The sequence below is a fragment of the Herbaspirillum sp. Her4 genome, assembly GCF_057961335.1.
On sequence record NZ_CM176330.1, the window covers coordinates 3,485,759 to 3,502,418 of the forward strand.

12 protein-coding genes are annotated in these 16,660 nt (G+C 62.5%); 8 read left to right on the forward strand and 4 right to left on the reverse strand.

All coding sequences use genetic code 11. From position 1 onward, the window contains the following. Positions 1–6 precede the first annotated feature (6 nt). From clpB to rraA, 3 genes are all read left to right on the forward strand, one after another. Entirely contained in the window at positions 7–2,595 is a 2,589-nt protein-coding gene (clpB, locus tag ACWFUC_RS15820; RefSeq protein WP_489625374.1) for an ATP-dependent chaperone ClpB, read from the forward strand. A gap of 473 nt (positions 2,596–3,068) precedes the next feature. Next, positions 3,069–4,817: a diguanylate cyclase gene (locus ACWFUC_RS15825; RefSeq protein WP_204725400.1), complete on the forward strand. Its 1,749-nt coding sequence runs from the start codon at positions 3,069–3,071 to the stop codon at positions 4,815–4,817. A 49-nt stretch (positions 4,818–4,866) separates the two neighbouring features. Further along, on the forward strand, positions 4,867–5,367 hold the full coding sequence (gene rraA, locus ACWFUC_RS15830) for a ribonuclease E activity regulator RraA (protein WP_489625375.1): 501 nt from the start codon (positions 4,867–4,869) through the stop codon (positions 5,365–5,367). 75 nt (positions 5,368–5,442) lie between these two features. On the opposite strand, the gene ACWFUC_RS15835 is transcribed toward rraA, so the two are convergent. After that, positions 5,443–7,674: an FUSC family membrane protein gene (locus ACWFUC_RS15835; protein WP_343725060.1), complete on the reverse strand. Its 2,232-nt coding sequence runs from the start codon at positions 7,672–7,674 to the stop codon at positions 5,443–5,445. A gap of 493 nt (positions 7,675–8,167) precedes the next feature. Between ACWFUC_RS15835 and aceA the strand changes: the two genes are divergently transcribed. Next, entirely contained in the window at positions 8,168–9,472 is a 1,305-nt protein-coding gene (gene aceA / locus ACWFUC_RS15840; protein WP_034333643.1) for an isocitrate lyase, read from the forward strand. A 153-nt stretch (positions 9,473–9,625) separates the two neighbouring features. On the opposite strand, the gene ACWFUC_RS15845 is transcribed toward aceA, so the two are convergent. The 3 genes from ACWFUC_RS15845 to modA are packed head-to-tail and all read right to left on the reverse strand — an operon-like array spanning position 9,626 to position 11,807. Next, complete coding sequence (locus ACWFUC_RS15845) at positions 9,626–10,294, reverse strand: ATP-binding cassette domain-containing protein (protein ID WP_489625376.1); 669 nt, start codon at positions 10,292–10,294, stop codon at positions 9,626–9,628. 46 nt (positions 10,295–10,340) lie between these two features. After that, positions 10,341–11,015: a molybdate ABC transporter permease subunit gene (modB, locus tag ACWFUC_RS15850; RefSeq protein WP_489625377.1), complete on the reverse strand. Its 675-nt coding sequence runs from the start codon at positions 11,013–11,015 to the stop codon at positions 10,341–10,343. 21 nt (positions 11,016–11,036) lie between these two features. Next, positions 11,037–11,807: a molybdate ABC transporter substrate-binding protein gene (gene modA / locus ACWFUC_RS15855; RefSeq protein WP_489625378.1), complete on the reverse strand. Its 771-nt coding sequence runs from the start codon at positions 11,805–11,807 to the stop codon at positions 11,037–11,039. 147 nt (positions 11,808–11,954) lie between these two features. Here modA and ACWFUC_RS15860 point away from each other — a divergent pair, with 147 nt between their 5' ends. From ACWFUC_RS15860 to ACWFUC_RS15875, 4 genes are all read left to right on the forward strand, one after another. Next, complete coding sequence (locus ACWFUC_RS15860; protein ID WP_134135268.1) at positions 11,955–12,332, forward strand: winged helix-turn-helix domain-containing protein; 378 nt, start codon at positions 11,955–11,957, stop codon at positions 12,330–12,332. Then, positions 12,325–14,061 carry a ClcB-like voltage-gated chloride channel protein gene (locus ACWFUC_RS15865; RefSeq protein ID WP_209580617.1) on the forward strand — a complete coding sequence of 579 codons (1,737 nt, stop codon included), beginning with the start codon at positions 12,325–12,327 and terminating at the stop codon, positions 14,059–14,061. The genes ACWFUC_RS15860 and ACWFUC_RS15865 overlap by 8 nt, the downstream gene beginning before the upstream one ends. A 199-nt stretch (positions 14,062–14,260) precedes the next feature. Continuing rightward, on the forward strand, positions 14,261–15,148 hold the full coding sequence (locus ACWFUC_RS15870) for a 23S rRNA (adenine(2030)-N(6))-methyltransferase RlmJ (RefSeq protein ID WP_121039868.1): 888 nt from the start codon (positions 14,261–14,263) through the stop codon (positions 15,146–15,148). 150 nt (positions 15,149–15,298) lie between these two features. After that, entirely contained in the window at positions 15,299–16,657 is a 1,359-nt protein-coding gene (locus ACWFUC_RS15875; protein WP_134222239.1) for an EAL and HDOD domain-containing protein, read from the forward strand. Positions 16,658–16,660 lie beyond the last annotated feature (3 nt).

Below are 16,660 nucleotides of genomic sequence, written 5' to 3' on the forward strand. Positions count from 1 at the left end.
CGAACCATGCGTCTCGACAAACTCACCACCAAATTGCAGGAAGCGCTGGCCGACGCGCAATCCCAGGCAGTCGGCCACGACAATCAATATATCGAACCCGTTCACCTCATCCTGGCACTGCTGAACCAGGATGACGGCGGCGCGCGCTCGCTGCTGCAGCGCGCCGGCGTGAATGTGAACGGCCTTTCCACTGCCTTGCAGGCGGCCGTCAAGCGCCTGCCGCAGGTCTCCGGCAACGGCGGCGAGGTGCAGGTCGGCCGCGAGCTGGTAGCCCTGCTGAACCTGGCTGACAAGGAAGCGCAAAAGCACGGCGACCAGTTCGTCGCCAGCGAAATGGTGCTGCTGGGCCTGGCGGACGACAAGTCCGACGCCGGCCGTGCCGCCCGTGAAAACGGCCTCACCCGCAAGTCGCTGGAAGCGGCCATCAAGGCGGTGCGCGGGGGCGCTTCCGTGTCTTCGCAGCAGGACGAAGGCCAGCGTGAAGCCCTCAAAAAGTACACCCTGGACCTGACCGAGCGCGCCCGCGCCGGCAAGCTCGATCCGGTCATCGGCCGCGACGATGAAATCCGCCGCGCCATCCAGGTGCTGCAACGGCGCAGCAAGAACAATCCGGTGCTCATCGGCGAACCCGGCGTGGGCAAGACCGCCATTGTTGAGGGCCTGGCCCAGCGCATCGTCAACGGCGAAGTGCCGGACAGCCTCAAGTCCAAGCGTGTGCTGTCGCTGGACATGGCCGCATTGCTGGCTGGTGCCAAGTATCGCGGCGAATTCGAGGAACGCCTGAAGGCTGTCCTGAAGGAAATCGCCCAGGACGAAGGCCAGACCATCGTCTTCATCGATGAGCTGCACACCATGGTCGGCGCCGGCAAGGCCGAAGGCGCCATGGATGCCGGCAACATGCTCAAGCCGGCCCTGGCCCGCGGCGAACTGCACTGCGTGGGCGCCACCACCTTGGACGAATATCGCCAGTACATCGAGAAGGATGCCGCTCTGGAGCGCCGTTTCCAGAAGATCCTGGTGGATGAGCCCAGCGTGGAAGCCACCATCGCCATCCTGCGCGGTCTGCAGGAAAAGTATGAAGTGCACCACGGCGTGGACATCACCGACCCGGCCATCGTGGCGGCTGCCGAGCTGTCGCATCGCTACATCACCGATCGCTTCCTGCCGGACAAGGCCATCGACCTGATCGACGAAGCTGCTTCCAAGATCAAGATCGAGATCGACTCCAAGCCGGAAGTCATGGACAAGCTCGACCGTCGTCTGATCCAGCTGAAGATCGAACGTGAAGCCGTCAAGCGCGAGAAGGATGAAGCCTCGCAGAAGCGCCTGCAGCTGATCGAGGAAGAAATCGAGAAGCTGGAGCGCGAATACGCCGATCTGGAAGAAATCTGGAAGGCCGAGAAGTCGACTGCGCAGGGCGGCCAGCAGTTGAAGGAAGAAATCGAGAAGGTGCGCCTGCAGATGGAAGAGGCCACCCGCAAGAGCGACTGGCAGAAGGTCTCCGAGCTCAAGTACGGCAAGCTGGCCGAGCTGGAGGCCGCGCTGGAAGTGCAGAACAAGAAGGATGCAGCGGGCGTCAAGGCCGAGAAGCCCAAGCTGGTCCGCACCCAGGTCGGTGCCGAGGAAATCGCCGAGATCGTGGCGCGCGCCACCGGCATCCCGGTCTCGCGCATGATGCAAGGCGAGCGTGAGAAATTGCTGCACATGGAAGACGTGCTGCATGAACGTGTGGTCGGCCAGGACGAAGCCATCGTGGCCGTGTCCGACGCCATCCGCCGTTCGCGTGCCGGTTTGGGTGACCCCAGCAAGCCGTATGGTTCGTTCATGTTCCTGGGCCCGACCGGCGTGGGCAAGACCGAGCTGTGCAAGGCGCTGGCCTCGTATCTCTTCGATACCGAAGAAGCCATGATCCGCATCGACATGAGTGAATTCATGGAGAAGCACTCCGTGGCCCGCCTGATCGGCGCGCCGCCGGGCTATGTCGGCTACGAAGAGGGGGGCTATCTGACCGAAGCCGTGCGCCGCAAGCCCTACAGCGTGATCCTGCTGGATGAAATCGAAAAGGCGCACCCGGATGTCTTCAACGTCCTGCTGCAGGTACTCGACGATGGCCGCATGACCGATGGCCAGGGCCGTACCGTGGACTTCAAGAACACCGTGATCGTGATGACTTCCAACCTGGGTTCGCACAAGATCCAGAGCATGGAAGACAGCGATCCGGCCTTGGTGAAGCTGGCGGTGATGGCTGAGGTGCGCACGCACTTCCGCCCGGAATTCATCAACCGGGTGGACGAGATCGTGGTCTTCCACGCGCTGGACGCCAAGAACATCGGTGCCATCGCCAAGATCCAGCTGCGCATCCTGGAACAGCGCCTGGCCAAGCTGGAGATCGGCTTGCAGATCAGCGAGGCTGGTTTGCAGAAGATCGCCGAGGCCGGCTTCGATCCGGTCTACGGGGCGCGTCCGCTCAAGCGTGCCATCCAGCAGGAGATCGAAAACCCGCTGTCCAAGCAGATCCTGGCGGGCAAGTTCGGTCCCAAGGACCTGGTCCACGTGGAGGTGCAGAACGGCCAGCTGGCTTTCAGCAAGGGCTGAGGCCCCTGGTCTGCCCGGTCTTGCGGCCGGTCAGACCAGCTCCCTCATGAAAGTGAAGGTCCTGGTATTCAGGGCTGACAAGCGGCGGGACATGTGTTCATGTCCCGCCGTTTTTTCATGAATTTGCGCCAGCAAAAGCGCAAGCAAGGCGGCCTGGCTTGCACAGGTGTCCGTAAAAGTTGTAATACATTTACAATAATTGGCGAAATGGCACTTCTCCGCGCCCAGTGCGGCTCTTGGCGAGGTTGACGGGCGTGCTTTATTACGCCGCATCGCAAAAAAACCCTCCCCAAGCGAGGGGGAATGTGATATTTACTTCACTACAAGGGGGACGCGCCTGAACAGACAAGACCGGTGCGCCATCGATAAAAGGAGCAAGCCAGCGCGGCAATGGCCGGGCCGGTTTGCGATGCTGGCAGCAAGGAATTCATGGTCATATCCGTCATTTGGGGTCACGTCAGCAGCAGGGGCGTATGGGGGCGATTCTGAAGCGATCGTCCTTGCAGCGGCTGTTCATCTTGCCGTTCATCTTTTTGATGGTCTGCCTGATGCTGACCATCGGCTGGTTCCTGTACCGGGCGGGCGACGATGCCACCGAGGTGCTGGCGCGCAATGCCCTGACCGAAGTGATGGGCCGCGTCAGCCAGGCCATCACGCGCCAGACCATGGGGGCCCGCGAAACCCTCAACGTCATTGCGCCGCCGCCGGTGCCGCCGGCCGAGGCCGGGCAAGCACCGGCTGCGCTGCCTTTCCCCAAAAGCCGCAAGGAGCTGGAAGACCGGCTGTGGCTGGCCAATTCGCTCTTCGATGAGCCCAGCTACGTCTATTTCGGCGGTGCCGATGGCAGTTTCCTGGGAATCAAGCAGGAGCAGCCGCAGGTCTTCATGTACAGCGTGCGCGAGCCGGGACAGAAGAATTTCGTCTACTACCTGCGCGGTCCCGGGACCGAGATGAAACTGACCGCCGTACAGGACTACGAACCGCGCAAGCGGCCCTGGTACCTGCAGGCCGTGCAGCAGGGCCGGGAGACCTGGTCACCGGTCTATGTCGACTACCGCAACAAGGCCATCGTCGGCATCAACCTGTCCAAGCCGATCTTCGCCGAGGATGGCAGCCTGCTCGGTGTGGCCAACAGCAGCATCGGATTGCAGCAGCTGACCGATCTGCTGCGCCAGGTGCCTCTGAGTGCCCAAGGTGTGGCCTTCGTCACGGAGATGAAGGGGGACATGGTCGCCACCTCCCTCGATGAGCCCATCTACCAGGCCGGCGAGAACGGTGGCGAACCGCTGCGGCTCAATGCCGGACAGAGCAAGTCGCCGCTGGTGCGGCAGGCTTTCGAAGAAGTGCAGCGCTATCTGGGCACGCACCCGCCCGAGCCGGACAAGCTGATCCTGCTGGGATCGCGCAGCGAAGGCAGCAAGATCGAGGTGGCCTTTCGCCTCTACCGTGATCCCGCCGGACTGGCCTGGCTGTCCATCAGCGCGGCACCGCGCTCGGACTTCCTGGGGTCGGTCACCAGCGGCGTCTACCAGACACTGACGCTGGGCCTGATGGCGGTCTGCCTGACCTTCGTGATCGGTTTCCTGCTGCTGCGCTGGGTGCTGCGCGATATCCGCAAGCTGACGCTGGCGGCCAAGAGTATCGGCAACGGCAGCCCGTTCCCGGCCCTCAACATCGACCGCAATGACGAAATCGGCCAGCTCGCGCAAAGCTTCGTGGAGATGGAGCGCAACCTGCGCACCGACCGGCTTACCAATGTCCTCAATCGCGATTCGCTGATCGCGCAGATCGATTTCCGCCGACGCAACAGTTCGCAGGCCGTGCCGCTGCACTTTGCCTTGCTCTTCATCGATCTCGACCGGTTCAAGGCAGTCAATGATGAATACGGCCATGACGAGGGCGACAAGGTCCTCATTGCCATCGCCGAGCGCCTGCAGCACAGCCTGCGCCATGATGATTCGGTGGCGCGCTTCGGCGGCGACGAATTCGTGGTCTACCTGCATGGCGTGACCGAGATGGACGTGGCCCGCAGCATCGCCGACAAGATCCGGCACGCCGTCAACAAGCCCATCGCAGGGCGGGATGGCCAGGACTATACGGTCGATGCGTCGGTCGGCGTGTCGCTCTATCCGGACGACGGGCTGGATGTCGAAACCTTGCTGCGGGTCGCCGATTCACGTATGTTCGACCAGAAGCGCCTGCATCGCATCTTGTCAGTTTGATTTGCGTTCAGGTGTCCCCAGACCCACCATCGAACGCCCGGAGAATCCCATGACCCTTGCCAGCTTTGCCACCTGTGACCTGTGCGACGCCAACGAAGACAAGCTGAGCGCCGGCACGCTGCACGTGCTGCCGCCCATCTTTGCCTCTTTTGGCCGCAAGCAGGTCTTCGCCGGTCCGGCGCGTACGCTCAAGGTCTTCGAGGACAACGTGCTGGTGCGCAAGGCCCTGGAAACCCCGGGCAATGGCGACGTACTGGTGGTCGATGGCGGCGGCAGCCTGCGTTGCGCCCTGGTCGGCGGCAATCTGGCACAGCTGGCGCAGGACAATGGCTGGGCCGGCATCCTGGTCAATGGCTGCGTGCGCGATGCGGCTGAACTCAATGCCTGCGAGGTCGGCATCCGGGCGCTTGCTACCCATCCGCAGCGCAGCTTCCGCAAGGGGGCAGGGGATGCCGACATCAAGGTCGGCATTGCCGGCGTGGCGGTGTATCCGGGCGACTGGATCTATGCCGATGTGGATGGGGTGCTGGTGTCGCGTACCCGGCTTTGAGCGTTTTCCTTCACCTTCTGTTGCAAGCTTTCAAGCCCGCCGCGTGCGGGCTTTTGTTTGAGCCCGCAAAGCCGCTCAGTCGGGGGTTTTGCGCAGTACCCGGTCGATGGCCTCGGTCTGGCTGACAATTTCCTTCAAATCCTGATTCAGCAGGCTGGTCCGGCGGCGCAGGTTGTCCCAGCCCGACCAGGCGCTGGCCTCGGCCGGTACCGGTTCCGGCGTGACCGGGCCGATCAGTTCGATCTTGCCGGACAGGGCCTTGTCCTCGGCTGCGTCGGGTGACACTACCACGGCACCGCCACGCTTTCTTGGCTTGGGGGCCAGCAGGCGCTGTGCTTCGGCCAGGTGCTGGCTGGCTTCCAGATAGGTCTCCTCGATCAGCCTGGCCACTGCGCTTTGGGGCATGTTTTCCTGATGCCGCCGCAGCATCAGGCGCAGGGCAGCAATGTGGGCCGCCACCAGATAGTTCTGCACGATGAAGCGGTTCAGCTCGCGCACCGCGCGCTGCTTGGTGGCCGGTTCATCCATCATCCGTACCAGCGCCGAGATTAGCGCGGCCAGGCTGTCCATGAAGCCCTTGCGGCAAACCCGGTAGAAGAAATCATCCTTGACCTTGCCCTCCAGCAGATCGCGGCTGGCCGTCAGATAGCGCTGGCTGGACTTGAGCACGTTGCGCAGCAGTTTGGGCAGGTCGCGGTACTCCCAGGCTGGCAGCACGTAGCTGAAGACGGTGGCGATGACCACGCCGATGAGCGTATCGATGAGCCGCTCGCCGATCACGCCCTGGTGACCGGCCGGTACCAGCAGGTTGAGCAGCATCAGGATCTGCACCGAGGCCGCAATGGCCGTGTAGCGGTACTTGATGTAGGTGAAGGCGGGGGCCGCCACGCTGGCGGCGAACAGCACCGCCAACTGGCCCAGCGGATTGTGTACGAAGCGCAGGATCAGCATGGTGATCAGGCAGCCGATCACGGTGCCGATCAGGCGGTCCGCCATGCGCTGCTTGGTGGCGCTGAAATTGGGCTTGAGGATGATGACGATGGTCAGCACGATCCAGTAGCCGTGCGCCATGTAGGGCAGCAGCCCGGCAATCCACAGGCCGGTGGTCACGGCCAGCGCCACCCGGATGGCGAAGCGGAAGATCGGCGACTGCCAGCGCAGGTTCACCAGCAGCATGTTGAACTTGAATTTCTGCTGGGTCAGGAAGGGTGTCATGTCCGAACCCGGCAGAATGGGCAGCGGATCGACCGGGTTCTGCGTGGCCTGGTGGACCTGGCCGATGAATTCGATGATGTCGCGGATCTTGTTGTAGGTCACGCGCAGCAGCGTGAGCGCTTCCTGCGAGGCCTGGCGCGGACCGGGCTGTGCCAGTTCCTGCATCTCGAACTGCACCGCGCGCAGCTCGGCCTTGTAGTTCACGCTGGGTTCGGAGGCCTTCTTGCGGGTAATCGCATAGGCGATCGATTCGATGTCCTGGGCCGCCTTGGTGGCCAGGTCGCGCAGGAAGATCATCACGTCGGACTCGCCGAAGTGCTGGCGCAGGAGGGCATAGTCGGCGTGGGTAGAGAGCACCTGTTCATACAGTTCCAGCATCGACAGGTGCACCTGCACCAGCAGGCCATCCTGCTTGGTATGCAGGTCGCGCAGGATCAGGTCGCGCGAGGCCTGCTGCTTATCGGCCACCACGATCTGCTGGCGCACCAGCTGGTTGAACTGGCTGGCCAGGTCATGCTTGACGTCATAGAAGTCGGCCTTGATGCGCAGGTAGCGTGCCAGCTCGAACAGCGCCTCGGCCAGCACCTGCTGCTTGATGCGGCGGCGCAGGAACCACGATACCGTCATCGAATAAGCCAGATAGCCCAGCCCGCCGCCCAGGAACAGGCCCGCATGCAGGAAGGCGTCGGCAATGGGGACCTGGTTCTCCATCGACAGCGTCATCACCATGAGCGCAGCGAACTGCAGCGGCATGGTCTTCTTGCCGTAGACCACCATCATGCTGGCGAAGAAGCTCACCACTACCATCATCGCGCTCACCAGCCACGGCACCGGCGCACAGAGGCTGATGACCAGCATCACCACCGTACAGAGCAGCACCCCGGCCAGCATCTCGTTGAACTTGTGGCGCAGCGGGCTGGGCAGGTCCATCAGGCTGGTACAGAGGGCCCCCAGGAAGACCGTCATCGTGGTCGGCATGTCGGCGACGTTGAACACCAGCAGGGTCAGGCCGACTACCCCGATCGCGATCCGCACACCTGTATAGAAATAATGACTGAAGAGGAAGGTGCGAATGTCCAGGGCGTAATGCATGTAGACAGGGCGGCGTTGCATCACCGCTTTGGAATGAGTTAGGCGCTTATTCTCTGCCTTCTTTTGCAATTAGACAACCCGAGCGCCTTGGGTCGTGGAAGACAGTTTGACGAGTCGATAGATGAAGGAAAAAACGGATCTTCGGACGCCAGTGCGGCCTGGATCGGTCAAAAACGTCATCAACGATCGCGTTGATATGAACGATGAGCGTGCAAGAGGTTTCATCTCCGTGCTTTTTTTACGATACGAAATCGTCATTTCGTATGGTGAAAAGTACGAGTGCGCTGCATCAAAATTCCTTTTCATTCTCCGGATTTTCGTTTCGTATCGCAAAATAGATCGCGTAAGTGTATGATTATATTGGTATAAAAATTTTACAGATATCTTATATAAGACATTGTTGCTCCGCTCCGCCAGGCCTACTATGAAGTCATGGAATCAACGATTTCATCCGGTTTCAAGCCACTTCATATTGACCAACAAGGAGATCCACATGAGCACACGTGAACAGCAAATCCAGGCCCTGGAACGCGACTGGGCAGAGAACCCCCGCTGGAAGGGCATCAAGCGCAACTACAGCGCCGCCGACGTGGTCCGCCTGCGCGGCTCGCTGCAAATCGAGCACACCCTGGCCAAGCGTGGTGCTGACAAGCTCTGGAACCTGGTCCACAATGAACCCTTCGTCAATGCCCTGGGCGCGCTGACCGGCAACCAGGCCATGCAGCAGGTGAAGGCCGGCCTGAAGGCGATCTACCTGTCCGGCTGGCAAGTTGCCGGCGACGCCAACCTGGCCGGTGAAATGTATCCCGACCAGTCGCTCTACCCGGCCAACTCGGTGCCGATGGTGGTCAAGCGCATCAACAACACCTTCGCCCGTGCCGACCAGATCCAGTGGTCCGAAGGCCGTGACGACATCGACTTCTTCGCGCCCATCGTGGCCGATGCCGAAGCCGGTTTCGGTGGCGTCCTGAATGCCTTCGAACTGATGAAGTCGATGATCGAAGCCGGTGCCGCCGGCGTTCACTTCGAAGACCAGCTGGCCTCGGTCAAGAAGTGCGGCCACATGGGTGGCAAGGTGCTGGTGCCGACCCGCGAAGCCTGTGAAAAGCTCAACGCCGCTCGCCTGGCTGCCGACGTCATGGGCACCAAGACCCTGGTGATCGCCCGTACCGATGCCGAAGCCGCCGACCTGCTGACTTCCGACGTGGATGCCAACGACAAGCCCTTCCTGTCGGGTGAGCGCACCGTGGAAGGCTTCTTCAAGACCCATCCGGGCATCGACCAGGCGATCTCGCGTGGCCTGGCCTACGCGGAGTATGCGGACATGGTCTGGTGCGAAACCGGCAAGCCCGACCTGGCCTTTGCCAAGACCTTCGCCGAAGCCATTCACGCCAAGTTCCCGGGCAAGCTGCTGGCCTACAACTGCTCGCCGTCCTTCAACTGGAAGAAGAACCTGGACGACGCCACCATCGCCAAGTTCCAGCGTGAACTGGGTGCCATGGGCTACAAGTTCCAGTTCATCACGCTGGCCGGTTTCCATGCGCTGAACTACTCGATGTTCAACCTGGCGCACGGCTATGCCCGCAACCAGATGTCGGCCTTCGTGGAACTGCAGGAAGCCGAATTCGCCGCCGCCTCCAAGGGCTTCACGGCGGTCAAGCACCAGCGCGAAGTCGGCACCGGCTACTTCGACGCCGTGACCCAGGCCATCCAGCAAGGCCAGTCGTCGACCACGGCCCTGCACGGTTCGACCGAAGATGAACAATTCTTCGACGACAAGGCCAAGAAGGCCGCCTGAGCCAGGACGATGCCGAAGTTTGAGTGAATGTGTGTGATGTAACGCCGGCCCGCATCCTTGCGCGGGCCGGCGGGGAGATCCCCGAACTTGATGCCGCACTCCACAAGAGTGCGGTTTTTTTTCGTCCGTCTCCCGGAAATCAGGCGGCCAGGATCAGGGACGATGCAGGCGGCCGTCGCGCAGTTCGAACACGGTCTGCCCCAGCGCTTCCACATCGGCCGGGTCATGGGTGATGAGCAGCATCGGCACCTGCAGACGGCTTTGCAACTCGGCCAGCTCGCTGCGCATGCGCTGGCGCAGCGACAGGTCCAGTGCGGAGAAGGGTTCATCCAGCAAGAGCATGTCGGGTTCGGCCACCAGCGCGCGCGCCAGCGCCACCCGCTGCCGCTGGCCGCCGGAAATCTGCGTCGGGCGGCTGTGGGCGATGGCGTCCAGTTCAAAGGCCTGCAACCACTGGCGCACGGCCGGATGCTCGGCGGGGCGGCGCAGGTTGATGCTGCCGCGTGCCAGACCAAAGGCGATGTTCTGCGCCACCGTCAGATGCGGGAAGAGGGCGTAATCCTGGAACAGGTAGGCGACGTTGCGGTCCTGCACCCGCACATCAATGCCTTGCGCGCTGTCGAAGAGCGTGCGGCCCTGGATGCGGATGTGGCCGCTGTCAGGGCGCATCAAACCGGCGATGGCCTTGAGGGTGAGGCTCTTGCCCGAACCCGAAGGGCCGTAGAGCACGATGCGCTGGCTGTCGGAGGCCAGGGTGATGTCGAGCGAAAAGACGCGATCGGCAGCGCGCAGCTCTTTCTGAAGGTGAAGGTCGACGCTCACGTGATCGTTCAGGTGTCAGATGGCAGGAGGGGAAAGTGAAGCAATCTTACCGGAGCGGCAGCTGCACGCGGTCCGGCATCAGGCGCCCGGCCACCATCAACAGCACGATGCAGGTGATCGAGGTCACCACGACCAGGAAGGTAGCGGCCCCATCGTCCCCCGCCTGCACGGCTTCGTAGATGGCCACCGACAGGGTTTGCGTGCGTCCCGGCAGGTTGCCGGCCACCATCAGGGTGGCACCGAATTCGCCAAGGGCGCGTGCAAAGGCCAGCAGCACCCCGGCCGTGATCCCGCCCGTGGCCAGGGGCAGGCTGACCCGGAAGAATACCCCGGTTTCAGAGACGCCCAACACGCGGGCGGCATCTTCCAGTTGATGATCCACGCTCTCGAAGGCCGCCCGCGCCGCCTTGAGCACCAGCGGAAAGGCCACCACGGTGGACGCCAGCACTGCCCCCTGCCAGGTGAAGACCAACTCGATGCCCAGGCTCTCCAGCCAGGCCCCGAAGGTGCCGCGCCGGCCGAACAGCACCAGCAGGTAATAGCCCAGCACGGTCGGCGGCAGTACCAGTGGCAGGGTCAGGATCGAATCGATGAAATCGCGCAGCGGCGAGCGCCAGCGCGAGAGTCCCCATGCGGCGGCCACGCCCAGCACCAGGTTGAGCAAGGTCGCCAGTCCCGCGACCTTGAGCGAGAGCAGCAGGGGAGTCCAGACCGGATGCATCAGGCGCGCCGTGTCAAGCGATCAGGGCTTCTGGAAGCCATAGCGCGCCAGCACCGCCTGCCCGCTGGCCGACAGTACGTGCGCCACAAACTGCGCGGCCAGTGCCGGCTGCCGGGTACCGGCAGTCACCGCGATGGGACAGGTGGCCGGGGTGGTGGAGGGGATGCGCAGGGCAACCTTGACCTTCTCCGGCATGACCGCCGCATCGGTGGCAAAGACGAAGCCGGCATCGACTTCGCCGCGTGCCACGTAATCCAGGCTGGTGCGCACGTTCTCGGCCATCACGCCCTTGGCCTGTACTTGCGCCCACAGTCCGGCCTGCTCCAGTGCGGCCTTGGTGTAGCGGCCAAAGGGGACTGAGGCAGGATTGCCCAGGGCGATGCGCTGGTAGCCCGCGCCGGTGAGGTCCGCCAGCGTCGCCGGTTGCACTCTGGCGTCATGCGGCACGATCACCACGATCTGGTTGGCGGCGAAATTCTTGCGGGTAGAGGAATCGACGGCTTTTTCGGCGGCGGCTTTATCCATGGCGGTCTGGTCAGCCGAGGCGAAGACATCGGCGGGGGCACCGCGCACGATCTGTTGCATGAGGATGTCAGAGGCGCCGAAGTTGGTAATGACCTTCACACCCGGATGCTGCTGTTCGAAGCTTTGGGCCAGTTCCTTGAAGGCATTGGTGAGGCTGGCGGCGGCCGACACCACCAGGTCGGTGGCCTGCGCGCTGGTAGTGGCCAATAGCAGCGTAGCGGCACAAGCCGCACCCAGAGCGGCTTTCAGGCGGGCGGTCTTTAGCATGGTGCAGTCCTTGCTCGTGACAAATGAAGAAAAGGGCAAAAAAGCAGAAGCCCGGCAGGTCGGCGAAATATACGCAAGGATATAACGAACGTCAATTGCGTGCAGCCGTCTGGCCGCAGCGGACTGCCCGCTAGTACAATCACGCGCATGACTGATTCCAAGACTCTACGAGTGCGCGTGATGCAGGGCGAGACGATAGCCTTCGGCCCGGGGAAGGCCGACCTGCTGCAGGCGATTGCACGGACCGGATCGATTTCCGGTGCGGCGCGCGAGATGGAGATGTCCTATCGCCGCGCTTGGCTGCTGGTGGAGGAGATGAACCGCTGCTTCGCCAGCCCGCTGGTGGCGACCGCCACGGGCGGCGCACGCGGGGGCGGGGCGGCCGTCACTGAGCTGGGGCAGGAAGTGCTGGCGCGCTATCGACGCATGCAGAAAAAGGCGGCGGCCAGTATCGCCGCCGATCTCAGGCATCTGCAGGGCTTGATGAGCGCCGTCCAGCCGGAGGGCGAAGACGACCATGCATGAGCTGTGGATCAAGTACCGGCTGCGCGTCCTCAATGCCTGCCGCGTTTCCGAAAATCATTCGATGCTGCTGTGGGGCGCGCTGGCCGGCTTCGTCGGGGCGCTGGCCACGATCGCCTTCCGTGAATGCATCGCGCTGCTGCAGATCTGGCTGACAGGGCATGATGGCAGCTTTGTCGATATCGCCAAGGGCTTGTCCTGGCCGGTGCGGGTGCTGCTGCCGACCTGCGGCGGCGTGATTGCCGGCCTGTTCCTGGTATGGGCCAAGCGCACCCCGGCCGGCAATGGCGGCGATTACATGGAAGCGGTGGCCATCGGCGATGGTGCCATTCCGGTGCGCAATACGCTCTTGCGCAGCATCTCTTCGCTGGCCTCGATTGCCTCGGGTGGCTCCATCGGCCGCGAGGGGCCGATGGTGCAGCTCTCGGCTCTGTGCGCCTCGCTGGTGGGAAAGTTTTCACACTTTCCTTCATCTCGCCTGCGGCTGCTGGTGGCCTGCGGGGCCGCAGCCGGCATTACCTCGGCCTATAACGCGCCGATTGCGGGCGCTTTCTTCATTACCGAGATTGTCCTCGGTTCGCTGGTGATGGAGAGCTTCGGCCCGGTGGTGGTGGCCTCGGTGGTGGCCAACATCACCATGCGTGAGCTGCCCGGCTATCGTGCCGCCTACGAGATGCCGTATTTCCCCGAGATCGGCGGCTGGGAAGTACTGCTGTTCCTGGTGCTGGGTGTGCTGGCCGGGATCCTGGCACCGCAGTTCCTGCGTGTGCTGGAACTGGGCAAGCAGGGTTTCGGCAAGCTCAAGTTGCCGTTGCCGGTGCGCCTGGGTGTGGGCGGGCTGCTGGTCGGGCTGATCTCCATCGAAGTGCCCGAGGTCTGGGGCAATGGCTACAGCCTGGTCAATTCGCTGCTGCATACCACCTGGCTGTGGCAGGCGGTGCTGATGGTGCTGGTCATCAAGGTGCTGGCCACCGCCATCACCGTCGGGTCGGGTGCGGTGGGCGGTATCTTCACGCCAACGCTGTTCGTCGGCGCGGCGGTGGGTTACCTGTTCGGCGATACCGCGCAGGCCTTGCTGCCGTTCCACATGTCGCAGCCCTTCGCCTACGCCATGGTGGGCATGGGGGCCTTCCTGGCGGCTGCGTCCTATGCGCCGCTGATGGCGATCCTGATGATTTTCGAGATGACCTTGAGCTATCAGGTGGTGCTGCCGCTGATGCTGTCCTGCGTGGTGGCCTATGTGGTGGCGCGCAGCACGGACGGGCGTTCCATGTACGAGATCACCCTCAAACGCCATCGCGACAACGAAGAGCGGCTGCGCCTGCGCGGCACCCACATGAGTGACCTGATCCGCCCGGCCGATACGGTGCTCAGCGAGACAGCCAGCCTGGAAGAGGTCAGCGCGCTGTTCCTCAGATACCCGGTCAAGTACGTCTACATCGTCGATGCCCATGAGCGCTACCTGGGCGTGGTGGCCTTGCAGGACATCACCTCCTGGCTGCTGGACAAGAAGGAACCTGCAGGCCGGGTCGCCCGGGACTTCCTGCGGCCGCACTTCCTGCATGAAGTCACGCCCGACATGTCCCTTGGCGAGGCGCTGCAGCTGTTCCTCGATCACCAGGGGGAGCGCCTGCCCGTCATCGCCAGCGCGGAAGACCCGCGCCTGTTGGGGGTGGTTTTCAAGACCTCGCTGCTGGATGCCTATTTCCGCCTGGATCGCGCCGGAAACTGAGGGCAGGGAAGGCGGGAGGCTCGCTTGTCGCCGCCGCTGGCAGCGCCGTTGTTTGTAACAATGGCGGAGCTGTCCGACAACTGCTCACTTATCCTTGATAAAATGCGAAACGTTCCACCTCAACGGTGGCCGTGGCGCGGAACTCGTTCGAGCCGATGCGTCACCCGATTTCAACCCCCATCCTAGAAGTGAATTTTCCATGCTGAGTTATCGCCACGCTTTCCACGCCGGCAACCACGCCGATGTCCTGAAGCACATGGTGATCATCCAGTTGATGCGCTATCTCGGGCAGAAAGACCCTGCCTACATGGTCATCGACACCCATGCCGGCGCAGGCGTCTATGCGTTGGATGGAGATTACGCCAGCAAGAACGCCGAATATGAAACCGGCATCGCCAAGCTGTGGGACCGCAAGGACCTGCCGGCGATGGTGAAGGAATACGTCGATCTGGTCAGGTCGCTCAATCCCAGCGGCAAGATGCGTTACTACCCCGGCTCTCCCTACTGCGCCGAAAAGACCATGCGCGAGCAGGATCGCCTGCGTCTGTTCGAAATGCACCCCAGCGAAGTGAAGGTGCTGGAAGACAATTTCCGCAAGCTCGAGGCCCACGCCGCCGCCCAGGGCCAGCGCCCGGCTGCACGCGGCAAGCGGGTGATGGTGTACCGGGGCGATGGTTTCCAGGGCCTCAAGGCCTTGCTGCCGCCGCCGTCGCGCCGCGGCCTGGTGCTGATCGATCCGCCCTATGAAGACAAGCGCGATTACACCCACGTGGCCCAGGTGCTGGCCGATGCGCTCACGCGTTTCCCGACCGGCACGTATGCGGTGTGGTATCCGGTCCTGCAGCGCAACGAATCGCGCCAGCTGCCTGAACGACTCAAGCGCCTGGGCGCCAAGAGCTGGCTCAACGTCACGCTGGCCATCCATGGCCCGGCGCCCGATGGTTTTGGTCTGCACAACAGCGGCATGTTCATCCTCAATCCGCCCTGGACGCTGGAAGCCCAGTTGAAGGAGGTCATGCCCTACCTGATCGAGGTGCTGGGCGTGGATGACACCGCGGAATACGTGCTCGAATCCGGCGAAAACTGAATCGCGTGAATGCGGGTTTGTGAATATTCGTGAGTTTTTTCGTTTGGAATAGTCGTGATGTCGCTGAAACAATGCCAAATCGGCATACAATAAGCGGATTGCTGTACGTCAAGATTGATCGCAACGCCAGGGGCCCGTAGAAAAACAACCATGTCAGACCAGTCCGCCGACCCAACCGCTTCGCCCCTTCCTGCGCACCAGGCCCTGGATTTCTTCCTGGCGCGCCAGCCCATCCTGAGCCGCGAGCAGGATCTGATCGGCTATGAACTGCTGTTTCGCAGCGCCGCATTCGGTCCGGCCAATGTGAAGGATGACGTCACGGCCACGGCGGCCGTGATTGCCCATGCTTCGGAGCTGGGGCTGTCCAACGTGATCGGCAATCTGCACGGCTTCATCAATGTCGATGCCGCCGTGCTGATGAGCGACTTCATCTATTTCCTGCCGGCCGACAAGGTGGTGCTGGAAATCCTCGAAACCGTGCGCGTCACGCCCGAACTGGTGACGCGGGTGCGTGAACTCGTGGCCGCCGGTTACGTATTCGCGCTGGACGATGTGGTGGCTGAGTCGCAGGAGATCGAAGAGCTGCTGCCGCTGGTGAAGATCATCAAGATCGACGTGATGGAAGTCGATCCCAGCAAGCTGCTCAAGCTGTCGGTGCATTTCAAGCGGGCGCAAAAGGAACTGCTGGCCGAGAAGGTCGAGAGCCTGCAGGTGTTCAATGACTGCATGACGTTTGGCTTCGATTATTTCCAGGGCTATTACTTCGCCAAGCCGATGATCCTCCAGGGCAAGAAGCTGGAAGCCTCGAAGATGATCATCATGCATCTGCTCACGCTCCTGGTGCGCAATGTCGACAACGCCGAGATCGTTCGTTACATCAAGCGCGACGTGGCCCTGTCGCTCACGCTGCTGCGGCTGGTCAACACGCCCGTCTACGGTTTCCAGAAGTTCATCGATTCGCTGGGCCAGGCGCTGATCGTGCTGGGCCGCCGCCAGCTCAAGCGCTGGCTGCAGATCCTCCTGTTTGCCAATACCGACAAGGATCGCGCCCATTCCATGTCGCCGCTGATGATTCTGGCGGCCACACGCGGCAAGATGCTGGAACTGATCACGGCCAAGATTCGCCCCGGCCGTCGCAAGATGTCGGAGATGGCCTTCACGGTCGGCATCATGTCGCTGGTGGATGCACTCTTCGGTATGAGCATGGAAACCGTGCTGCGCCAGATCACCGTCAGTACCGAGATCCGCGAAGCGCTGCTGCGCCGTACCGGTTTCTACGGCACTGTGCTGCGCCTGGTGGAGTGCACCGAACTGCGCGCACCCGACCAGGAGGAGATGCAGCGCCTGCTGGAAGAGCTGCAACTGTCGGCAGACGATTTCTTTGCCGCCGAAAAGCAGGCCTTCGAATGGGGCAACAGCATCGCCAACAACAACATCGGCCAACAGGCCACGATGCAGATGTCGCCGCCGCCGGAGGGCTACATCGATGACGACGATGACGATGACTGATTG